Here is an 11,013-nt window from a genome sequence, read left to right as displayed (position 1 = left end):
AAATGCACGTCCGTTTTCAGGTATAACTCTGTGATTCAAATTTCCCTTGGGTAAAAGTTCGTCCGGAGACAATCCTCAATGAAAAAGACTAAGATCGTATGTACGATTGGACCTAAAACTGAATCAGTAGAGATGCTAACTAAGCTGGCTAACGCTGGCATGAACGTTATGCGTCTTAACTTCTCGCACGGTGACTTCGCAGAGCACGGTCAGCGTATCAACAACCTGCGTGAAGTAATGGCAGCAACTGGCAAGCAACTTGCTGTTCTGCTTGACACAAAAGGTCCTGAGATCCGTACAATCAAGCTAGAAAACGGTCAAGACTTTTCTCTGGTTGCAGGCCAGGAGTTCACTTTCACTACAGACACTTCTGTTATCGGTAACCAAGACCGCGTGGCGGTAACTTACCCTGGTTTCGCTAAAGACCTGACTAAAGGCAACACTATCCTGGTTGACGACGGTCTGATCGAGATGGAAGTACTAGAAACAACTGAAACTGAAGTTAAGTGTAAAGTACTTAACAACGGTGACCTGGGTGAAAACAAAGGTGTTAACCTACCAGGCGTTTCTGTAAAACTTCCTGCTCTTGCTGAAAAAGACAAAGCTGACCTTAAGTTCGGCTGTGAGCAAGGCGTTGACTTCGTTGCTGCTTCTTTCATCCGTAAAGCAGAAGACGTAAAAGAAATCCGCGAACTGCTAAATGCAAACGGCGGCGAGAAGATCCAGATCATCTCTAAGATCGAGAACCAGGAAGGTGTTGATAACTTCGACGCTATCCTAGAAGCATCTGACGGTATCATGGTTGCTCGTGGTGACCTAGGTGTTGAAATCCCAGTTGAAGAAGTTATCTTCGCGCAGAAGATGATGATCGAGAAGTGTAACCGCGCACGTAAAGTGGTTATCACTGCAACTCAGATGCTTGACTCTATGATCAAGAACCCACGTCCAACTCGCGCAGAAGCGGGTGACGTTGCGAACGCAATCATGGACGGCACTGATGCAGTAATGCTTTCTGGTGAGTCTGCTAAGGGTAAATACCCAATCGAAGCTGTTACTATCATGGCTCAGATCTGTGAGCGTACTGATGCAGCTCTTAAAGCCGAGCTAGGCTCTCGCCTGGACAGCTCTCGTCTTCGCATTACAGAAGCTGTATGTAAAGGCGCTGTAGACACTTCTGAGAAGCTAAACGCACCACTAATCGTTGTTGCGACCGAAGCTGGTAAGTCTGCACGTTCTGTACGTAAGTACTTCCCAACTGCAAACATCCTAGCGGTAACAACTAACACTAAGACAGCTGCTCAGCTAGCACTGACTAAAGGTGTTACTCCTGTTGTTGTTGAATCTATCGACAGCACTGATGCTTTCTACGGCCGCGGTAAAGATCTTGCTCTTGAAACTGGCCTGGGCGCGAAAGGCGATATCGTTGTTATGGTATCTGGCGCGCTAGTACCTTCTGGTACAACTAACACTGCTTCAGTACACGTACTATAAGACGAATACTGAATCAAAAAAGGGAGCCCCTGAGGCTCCTTTTTTTTATCCCATCCAGCCAGCTTCCTCTCTCTTTCTCATACCGCCAGCCCGAACCGAAGGAAGATATTACCACCCAAGACCTGCACTTTGATTCACTTATCGATGCTTTTAGCTGTCAATAATGATCAATAACTTACCTCCATAGTATAAATCTGTAGTGATAAGCTGAAACGACTCACAGAACCAAGGGTTCGCTGTCGCCCCACTGGTTTTTCCGTCGTATACTCACTTTGTAGCAGATTCCCGCAAGGTATAATTCCGAACGACCAAACTCTATTCTGGCTACGATTGGATTGGCTGATGCTTTTTTACCAATTAAATTCAATCAGCTACTACTAATACCCCCTAGGCGGTAATGCCTAGTATAAAAAACAATAAAAAAATGAGGAACGCAGTGTCTAGTCCTACTTTGACCAACAAAGTCATGGAAATGATCCGACAAGATATCTTGCTCGGTGAACTGGCTCCGGGACAAAAGCTTGTTGTTGCTGACTTAAAAGCCCGTTATGACGTCGGTGCCTCCCCTATCCGGGAAGCACTGGTACAACTGTCGTGGAAGAAATATGTTATTTTTGCCCCTCAGAAGGGCTGTTGGGTCGCCCCCGTCTCTATTGCCGAGCTTGAAGAGCTATTTGAAACCAGCCAGCTTCTGTCTCAAGCCCTACTTGAGCGAGCGATGAAAAACGGCGATGAAGCTTGGGAGCTCAATATCCTGACCAGCTATCACAAACTCAGTCGAATCAACCCTGCAGACGCAGATGTCGATTTCAACGAATGGGAAAAACGCCATAGCGATTTCCATCTTGCCCTGCTGGAGGGAAGTCAGTCAACCGTGATGCTTGGGCTTTATCGTGATGTCTACGAGCAAATAGAACGCTATCGGCATATCTGGGTTAGCCAGACACGTCATTATGAGGAGCGTTACCATGATAACGGCGAACATGAAGCGATGATGAAGGCTGTACTCAGCCGCAATCACCATGAAGCGCAGGCGCTTCTAAGTACCCACTCACAACGTGCCATTGAGATGATCAAAACCTATCTGTAAGTACTTACTCTTCGTACTTATTCTTGCTTGCTAACACTCCATCATGACATCAGATCACCAGAAGATCTCTTTATGGTGAGTGTTTAGCAGCAGCACTGCCAACAAGAAGTACAGCGCACTGACATTAAATCCCAGCAAGAATAATCCAAGAGTGGTTAGCCTAACCAAAAATTTATTCACCATCGCCCCAACTCCTCTGCCACGCATGTTTCTCACCAAACTGTCCGCTATCGCTACTGCGACTTAAGTCGAAGGCGACAGCTGATATGACAGTTATGCGATAACTATCAGGCGGTAACTCTCAAGCAAGATAAGCCCTCGAAACCCAATATTTCATGCTATCACCTATTAGACTTTAGTCTAAGATACAGAGCCTTTCCGGGCAAACTACTACAGGCAGAGGCTGACCGACAGCCAAGTTTATGTCAGCTCCAAATAACACAAGCCCGGCTCAGGATTCCCGAGCCGGGCTTGATACAAAACAACTAACTGTCGTTAAGAACGTTAGGCTTTCAGTGCCCGTTCTCCGCGAGCAATACCAACCACACCGCTTCGTGCCACTTCAACAATTTCAGTAGCTTCAGCGACGGCTGAAATAAACGCATCCAGCTTGTCGCTGGTTCCTGCCAGCTGAATGGTGTAGATCTGGGTAGTCACATCGACAATCTGTCCCCGGAAAATGTCGGCAGTCCGCTTGACCTCTGCGCGAGCAAAGCCGCTGGCTTTCACCTTGACCAGCATCAGTTCACGCTCGACATGGTCCGTTTCGGTCACATTGCTAACTTTGAGTATATCAATCAGTTTGTGCAGCTGCTTTTCGATTTGCTCCAGCGCGGCATCATCTTCCACATTGGTGGTGATATTAAGCCTGGATAAGGTCGGATCATCGGTTGGCGCTACCGTCAGCGATTCAATGTTGTAACCTCGCTGGGAAAACAAGCCAACAACCCGTGATAATGCGCCCGATTCATTTTCAAGTAGTACTGATACAATCCTGCGCATTATGTTCTCTCCGTTTTGCTTAGCCACATTTCACTCATTGAACCACCACGAATCAGCATCGGGTACACGTGTTCGGTCTCGTCAACACTGATATCGATAAAGACCAGCTTGTCTTTCATCGCCAGCGCTTTTTCCAGCTCGCTTTCCAGTTTGTTCGGATCAGAAATTCGGACCCCGACATGGCCATAGGCCTCGGCAATGGCGGCAAAGTCAGGCACGGAATCCATATAAGAATGGGAGTGGCGTCCTTGGTAAATCATGTCCTGCCACTGCTTCACCATACCCAGGAAGCGGTTGTTGAGGTTGATGATCTTAACCGGGATGTCGTACTGCAGCGCCGTCGACAGCTCCTGGATGTTCATCTGGATACTGCCGTCACCGGTGACACAAACCACTTCGGCATCCGGCAACGCAAACTTCACGCCCATTGCAGCAGGCAGGCCAAAGCCCATGGTGCCCAGCCCGCCGGAGTTAATCCAGCGACGTGGCTTGTCAAACGGGTAGTACAGCGCGGCAAACATCTGATGCTGGCCAACATCGGATGCCACGTAGGCATCACCATCAGTCAGTTTATACAGAACTTCAATCACTTCCTGCGGCTTGATCCGCTCACTGCTCTTGTTATAGCTCAGACACTTGCGGGCACGCCAGGACTCGATTTCGCTCCACCAGCTATCAATCGCCTGCTCGTCGCTGGTATCACTCTGGTCATCAAGCAGCTTAAGCATGCTATTGAGTACTGTATCGGCCGAGCCGACAATCGGGATATCAACCGCGATTGTTTTGGAAATTGAAGACGGATCAATATCAATATGCATGATAGTGGCGTCAGGGCAGTACTTCTCGACGTTATTGGTAGTCCGGTCATCAAAACGCACTCCGATACCGAAGATCAGATCCGAATTGTGCATCGCCATATTGGCTTCATAGGTACCGTGCATTCCCAGCATGCCCAGGCAGTTCTTGTGCGAGCCCGGGAAGGCGCCCAGCCCCATCAGAGTATTCACAACGGGAATGTTCAGCGATTCGGCAAGCTTCAGGATCTGCTCGCCGCAGTCAGACATGATCGCACCACCACCGACATACAGCACCGGCTTCTTGGCTGCCAGCAAGGCTTTGACACCGCGCTTGATCTGCCCTTTGTGACCCTGGGTCGTCGGGTTGTACGAGCGCATCGCAATCGACTCGGGGTACTTATAGGGGTAAGTTTCAGCTGGGTTCAGCATGTCTTTAGGGATATCGATAACAACAGGGCCCGGTCGGCCGCTGGATGCGATGTAGAATGCTTTTTTGACGATATCCGGGATATCTTCAGGATTTTTAACGAGGAAGCTGTGCTTGACGACCGGGCGGGAGATCCCCACCATGTCGCACTCTTGGAAGGCATCATTGCCAATCAGGTTACTCATTACCTGGCCGGAAAAAACAACCATTGGAATAGAGTCCATGTAGGCTGTCGCAATACCGGTAACCGCATTGGTTGCGCCGGGACCGGAGGTAACCAGCACCACCCCGACTTCACCCGTTGCACGGGCATAACCATCGGCCATGTGTACTGCAGCCTGTTCGTGACGGACGAGAACGTGTTCAATATCGCTTTTCTCATGCAGGGCATCGTAGATATCAAGCACCGAGCCGCCAGGGTATCCGAAGATATGTTTTACGCCTTGATCGATCATCGAGCGAACGATCATGTCAGCGCCGGACAACATTTCCATATTTCTTGCCTCCAGGTCGCGTATATCATCCCATATAGCTAATTCTCCGACCCCAACCAAGTGATTGTTGCCTGCTCAATGCCGTAAACCGCAGGAGTCAGTGACGCGTTTACAGAAAGAGACAGTATGGGTAGCACAATCGCCTTGTTGTGGCCGGACTTTTAGGTGTTTACACCACATCAATTAGCTATACGGGCTGATATAACATAGTTAGGGCTTATTTTTAGCCTAAATTGAAATCATGTTTACTACTTCATGCTATGTGAGCCGCCGCCTGCCATAACAAACAACGGTAACCCGCAACAACTGTAACGCTTTTTTATCAATCAAGTCTATTGGCTAAAAGCAGTTCACATTATTCCTCTGCAACACAGTGAAATACGCCAGCTTCCTTCGGTGTGAGACCTATGCAATAGAGATCATGGACTGGATATAAGCTAACAATGAGAAGATTCATCTTAAGAAAAAAGGAAAAAGAAGGGAAAACCAGTAGCACTCTTAGCGCAGTCACACTTGGCCCCGAAATGCGCACAAGAATAACAGCGGTGAAAAAGCACAAAAGGAGCCAGAAGGCTCCTTTTGATTGAGGGTGATAAAGTGGCTAAGGGTGACAAAGCGGTATTAGTGGTGTCTCACCGACTTCTTATGGCTTTCTTCATACATCCGCTCAATTTCCTGATGGTAGCGGTCCTGGATCACCTTGCGTCGCAGTTTCTGCGTCGGGGTCAGTTCCCCCTTATCCATCGAGAATGCGATCGGTAACAAGGTGAACTTTTTCACCTGCTCGAAACGGGCCAAATCCTTCTGCAGTTCAACTACTCGCTTCTCTATCAGCTCCACGATCTGGCTGTGCTTGACCAGTTCAAGGCGATCCTGGTATTTGATGTTAAGCTCGCGAGCATGCTCTTCCAGCGTCTCGAAGCAAGGAACGATCAAGGCTGAAACAAATTTACGCGTATCGGCAATCACAGCGATCTGCTCGATGAAGTGATCTTTACCAATGGCCCCTTCAATCACCTGCGGCGCAATATACTTACCGCCCGATGTTTTCATCAGCTCCTTGATACGATCAGTGATAAACAGGTTACCCGCTTCATCGAACTCACCGGCATCACCCGTTTTCAGGAAGCCGTCTTCGGTGAAGTTCTTGGCGGTCTCTTCCGGCATCTTGTAATAACCGCGCATAACCATCGGGCCGCGGACCAGAATCTCGTTATTGTCACCAATTTTTACTTCGGCACCCGGCATCGGTATCCCGATAGAGTCCGGGTTAAAACACGTGTCGTCCCAACAGGAGACTGTCGCCGTGGTCTCGGTCATGCCATAGCCCAACTTGACGTTGATGCCGATAGCATGGAAAAAACGGCCGATACTGGCATCCAGCTTGGCACCACCACACGGCATAAACTTGATCTGGCCACCGAGAATTTCACGCAGCTTCGACAACACCAGCTTGTCTGCCAACTTGTAGCTCTGCTTGAGTATCAGCGAAGGTTTACGCTGCTCCTGACGACACAGAGCCATCCGCGCGCCCATATTCACCGCCCAGGTAAAAATGACCTTGCGATGGAAAGGTGCTCTCGCCACCTTGTCGTGAACCGCCGAATAGATTTTTTCATACACCCGCGGTACTGCAGACATTACATTGGGCTTCACCTCTACCAGGGTTTCTTTCAGCTTATTGGTATCTGACAGGTAGCAGTTTACGCCGCCACGGTGCAGTACATAGAAGGTCCAGGCACGCTCGAAAACATGAGAAAGCGGCAGGAAGCAAAGGGAAGTATCGCCCTCGTCCAGAGCAAGGTTTGTATCATGGCCTTCAATCTGTGAACCGACGTTGGCATAATCCAGCATAACCCCTTTCGGCGTTCCTGTTGTCCCCGAGGTATAAATCAGAGTCAGCAGGTCGTCCATTGCCGTCTGATCCAGCCTCTGTGCCAGTTCAACCTCCCCCCCGGCAGAAGACTGACCGGAAAAGTCGCTATAGCGGCAAACTAACGGGTGATTGGCGAGCTCAACATCGTCAGACATAACGACAATACGCTCTAGCAAAGGACATTCGGCAGCAACCTCAAGCGCAGCGTCATGCTGGGCCTGCTCGCCGACGAAAAGAATACGGATATCGGCATTGTTGATAATATATGCTGCCTGCTGCGGCGTACTGGTCGGGTAGATAGGCACCGTCACACAACGGTTATACAGGGCTGCAAAGTCTGCAATGGTCCAGCGCGGCATGTTATTTGAGAAAATACCGACCTTGTCCTGGACATTCAGCCCCTGGCTAAGCATTGCCAGGGCGAGTTGGTGGATCTGCTCACCAAACTCGGTCCAACTAATATCCTGCCACTGGTCCCCGACCTGATGACGCAATGCCACCCGATCACCCAAGCGGGCAATCTGGGTACGAATTCGATTTACGATATGAAAATCACGTTTAGCCATAACTACTCTGCCATTTTGGCTTACACCTGTAAGCCTATTAGAGATAGCGAAGTCTACAGTCGACACCAGAAAAGGCAACTCAAAAGCGTTATATTTTATTTTTTATGTCGTGGCGATCCCAGTCCCTATCCCTGTCGGTACAGGCCTGATACGAGTTATTAAAAGAAATAATACAAAGTGTAAGAAATTATGGCCGCCGGGCAGGAGGCAGGGCCCGGCGATCACAAGAAGCCAGCAGGCGCTGGCTTCTTAAACAGTGGTTAATTGTGGTTAGTACGAGCTGTCACCACAGACATTCAGCAATTGATCACGCATCCAGATATGGCCTTTGTCCTTTTGAGACGACTCATGCCAGCTCAGGTAACCGCAGATTTTTGCCGATTCAAACGGTAACGGTAGAACTTTCAGCTGTTGCGCCTGGGGAGCCGATTCTGCCAACCAGCGCGGCATCACAGCGATCAGCTCAGACTGGCCTGCCACATACATGATGTTGCTCAAACTAGCACCCTGATAGGCTTCATGGTACGAGTTGTGCTGGTTATAAATATGATCCGCAAACAGTTTTACGCCCGGAATCGATTTCAGCACAGCGTGTTTCTCAGCGGCAAATTCTGCCTCGGAGATCGTATCGCCAAGACGTGGATGGTTACCGGCCGCGACAACAACCAGCTCGTCACTGAACAGTTCAGTACTGCAGAAACCCGGTTCGTCAAAACGCACATAGTCAATCACAAAATCCACTTCCTGATAGCGCATCTTCTGGGCAAGTTCGGCATCCAGTTCCGCTTCAAGCTGCATACGCAGATTCGGTGCCTGCTCGGCAACATTGCTCAAGATGCGTGGTGCAAAACGCATATCCGACGGGCTGCAAATCGCCAGCTTGAAAGTACGGTTTGACGTCTCCGGTGAAAAGATAGAAGACGGCAATTCATTTTTTACCAATTGGAGAGCCTGGCGTACCGGACCGAACAACTGCTTTGCTCGCTGGGTCGGCTGGATCCCGCGACCATGACGGATAAACAACTCATCATTGAACATCACTTTCAAGCGTGCCACTGCGTTACTAACCGCCGGCTGTGACATACCCAGATTATGGGCTGCACGGGTAATGTTTTGCTCTTGCATCACTGCATCAAAAACCGTCAGAAGGTTCAGGTCAACACTTCTTAGATTTGACTCCATTCTATAGCTATCAGTTGGGTGAATAGATGAAGTTTTTCGCGTCATATTTTGCCTCTACTTGAATTAAATTTGGGGCAAAATCCGTTATGCCACCGCTGAATAAAAGAGCGTCTCCTCTGCTCCTACCACTGTCCCCCTGTTCGGGATGCGGCCAGTATTATTCAAATAGATTGACGAAACCAATAGGCGAAAGTCAGCAAATGTAAAGACTTATAAGCAAATACTAAAATTCAGAATACAAACCAATAAAAATCAAACACTTAATACCGTTATAAAAAGTTATAAAATCTCTATAAATTAAATAAAGGCGCAATTATAAGCAAAAAATGACGCCTTATTGAGCAATAATTCACCACAAGTATCAGGGTTAAAAAGCACTTTCACCGCTTATCAATAAGTCCCAGTGATTGAAAATAAGCGCCTCTCGGTTTCATGAGATGAGTCAAACTCGACCATTAAATCATTCACCAAATCGGGAAACTCAACCTGCTGCCAGAGCTGCTGCCATAATTCATCACAGTGATACCAATCACCGGCGATAACCCAACGTGCAATCGCCTCGGCAACATCCGGGATTTTCACCATTCCTGCAGCATCCATATCTAACCATTGACGGACAGCGGAAGGGTCAAGATGCACCATCGACATCGCCAATCCCATTTGCTCCAGCGTGGCCACATTACTCTGCTGCTCGTACTGTCCCTGCAGCGGCTTGAGCAACAACTTTTTCCCCAGTCCGATGGCTTCAGACGGTAACTCGAAACCGCCATTAGCAATCACTCCGGCACAGCGTTGCAAGCGATGATGAAAGCTTTCCCGGTTTAATGCCCTGACGCTAATATTTTCCAGCTCCTGATCATCGCTGACGGCAGGGTGATAACAATAAAAGTGCTGCTGAGAAAAGCGAGACAGCAAAGCTAGTACCTTGCCCAGTTCTTCAAATGGGAGATAGACCAATACACTGCCATCACTGCCAATATGGCTGCTGTGGGTTGTCGGCACAATCGGCGGCAGGATCATATGCCCGAAGTGGTGCCAGTGCAGACCTAGCTGCTGTGAGGTAGGAGCAAAATAGCGGGTGATCAGGCGATCGCTCCACCCTTCCCCCATTTTGGGTACCGGATGCAGGAAGGCGCTCTGGTGGCTGATCCCGATACTATGTACCTGCTGCCTCTTGGCCGCCCATGCCGTTACCGGCTCAAAATCATTCAGTACGACATCATACCGGCTCAAATCCAAGGCCTTCACATCCTGCAGGAACTTGGCCGGATGATTTTGTGTCACGGTTTTCCATTGGTTGAGCTGACCGTTTTCAGTAACAAACGTCAGCCCGCGACGAGTCTGAAAGTTCCCGAAACAGGCCATGTCAAAATGGTGCTCCGGCGGCCGGCCGGAAAACAGATAGTCCACCTCGACACCTAGCTGGCTAAAGGCCCTCGCCATTTCCCGGGCCCTGGAAATATGGCCATTGCCAGTACCTTGTACGCCGTAAAGTATCTTCATAATATCCCCTGAACCAAGTCGAAGCAGATCAGTCCGAGCAGCGCGCCCGCCACAATATCACTAATGAAATGCACCCCGAGCAGTACCCGAGATAATCCGATAAGCACAGCCCACGGCCACACAATCCATGCCACAGCTGGATAAATCGCCGAGATAAGCGAAGCCATGATGAATGCAGCCGCTGTGTGGCCAGAAGGGAGACTGTATTTATCGGAAGGTTTAATAAAGCTCGGCAGATGGCTGGGCCGACTGCGCTTGAAAGAGTTCTTTAGCAGCCAATAAATCGGCAACTCGATTAAAAATGCCAGCAAACCAAGTGCCAGTACCTGACTGCCTTGCTGCTCATCGGCTAGCCATACCGTCATGCCGAAAACGGCATATAACGGACCGTCTCCCGAACGAGAAACCGCCCGGCTCATAGTGGCCACCTGATGATTAAACCGGTGGCACAGGCAAAGAGTGGAGAAAGCATTATCAAAACGCTGTATCGGTGCGAGAACGGCCATCATTGAGTCCTTCACTGATTAAATTATCGTCAGACTAAAAAAGCGAGATGACAATGCCGTGACGTTTTCAAGGAGGCTC

The 11,013-nt window shown here is 49.2% G+C and carries 9 protein-coding genes; 2 read left to right on the top strand and 7 right to left on the bottom strand.

Annotated features, from left to right (window positions below; translation table 11 throughout):
- The first annotated feature begins 78 nt into the window (after positions 1-78).
- Together pykF and MHN01_RS02360 are read left to right on the top strand one after the other, a co-directional pair.
- Positions 79-1,491 carry a pyruvate kinase PykF gene (gene pykF, locus MHN01_RS02365; RefSeq protein ID WP_075763548.1) on the top strand — a complete coding sequence of 471 codons (1,413 nt, stop codon included), beginning with the start codon at positions 79-81 and terminating at the stop codon, positions 1,489-1,491.
- Between the two features lie 424 nt (positions 1,492-1,915).
- A complete protein-coding gene (locus tag MHN01_RS02360) occupies positions 1,916-2,581 on the top strand; it encodes a GntR family transcriptional regulator (RefSeq protein WP_175577516.1) in 666 nt (221 codons plus the stop codon).
- A 54-nt stretch (positions 2,582-2,635) separates the two neighbouring features.
- Here MHN01_RS02360 and MHN01_RS24490 read toward each other — a convergent pair whose 3' ends face one another.
- The 7 genes from MHN01_RS24490 to MHN01_RS02330 form a co-directional block, all read right to left on the bottom strand.
- On the bottom strand, positions 2,636-2,764 hold the full coding sequence (locus MHN01_RS24490; RefSeq protein ID WP_255724956.1) for a hypothetical protein: 129 nt from the start codon (positions 2,762-2,764) through the stop codon (positions 2,636-2,638).
- Positions 2,765-3,085: 321 nt separating this feature from the next.
- Positions 3,086-3,583, bottom strand: coding sequence for an acetolactate synthase small subunit (gene ilvN / locus MHN01_RS02355; RefSeq protein WP_075763546.1), 498 nt, complete (start codon positions 3,581-3,583; stop codon positions 3,086-3,088).
- Positions 3,583-5,301: an acetolactate synthase 3 large subunit gene (locus tag MHN01_RS02350; protein WP_239409861.1), complete on the bottom strand. Its 1,719-nt coding sequence runs from the start codon at positions 5,299-5,301 to the stop codon at positions 3,583-3,585. Before MHN01_RS02350 ends, ilvN begins: the two co-directional genes overlap by 1 nt.
- Before the next feature lie 621 nt (positions 5,302-5,922).
- A complete protein-coding gene (locus MHN01_RS02345; protein WP_239409860.1) occupies positions 5,923-7,743 on the bottom strand; it encodes a long-chain fatty acid--CoA ligase in 1,821 nt (606 codons plus the stop codon).
- 270 nt (positions 7,744-8,013) lie between these two features.
- Complete coding sequence (leuO, locus tag MHN01_RS02340) at positions 8,014-8,970, bottom strand: transcriptional regulator LeuO (RefSeq protein WP_239409859.1); 957 nt, start codon at positions 8,968-8,970, stop codon at positions 8,014-8,016.
- 345 nt (positions 8,971-9,315) lie between these two features.
- The gene (locus MHN01_RS02335; RefSeq protein WP_239409858.1) at positions 9,316-10,428 is read right to left on the bottom strand and encodes an MJ1255/VC2487 family glycosyltransferase; all 1,113 of its coding nucleotides are present in this window, start codon (positions 10,426-10,428) and stop codon (positions 9,316-9,318) included.
- Positions 10,425-10,934 carry a phosphatase PAP2 family protein gene (locus tag MHN01_RS02330; protein ID WP_239409866.1) on the bottom strand — a complete coding sequence of 170 codons (510 nt, stop codon included), beginning with the start codon at positions 10,932-10,934 and terminating at the stop codon, positions 10,425-10,427. Before MHN01_RS02330 ends, MHN01_RS02335 begins: the two co-directional genes overlap by 4 nt.
- Positions 10,935-11,013 lie beyond the last annotated feature (79 nt).

The sequence above is a fragment of the Photobacterium sp. OFAV2-7 genome, from assembly GCF_022347985.1.
GTDB lineage: Bacteria > Pseudomonadota > Gammaproteobacteria > Enterobacterales > Vibrionaceae > Photobacterium.
This window is presented reverse-complemented; position numbering and strand designations above follow the sequence as displayed.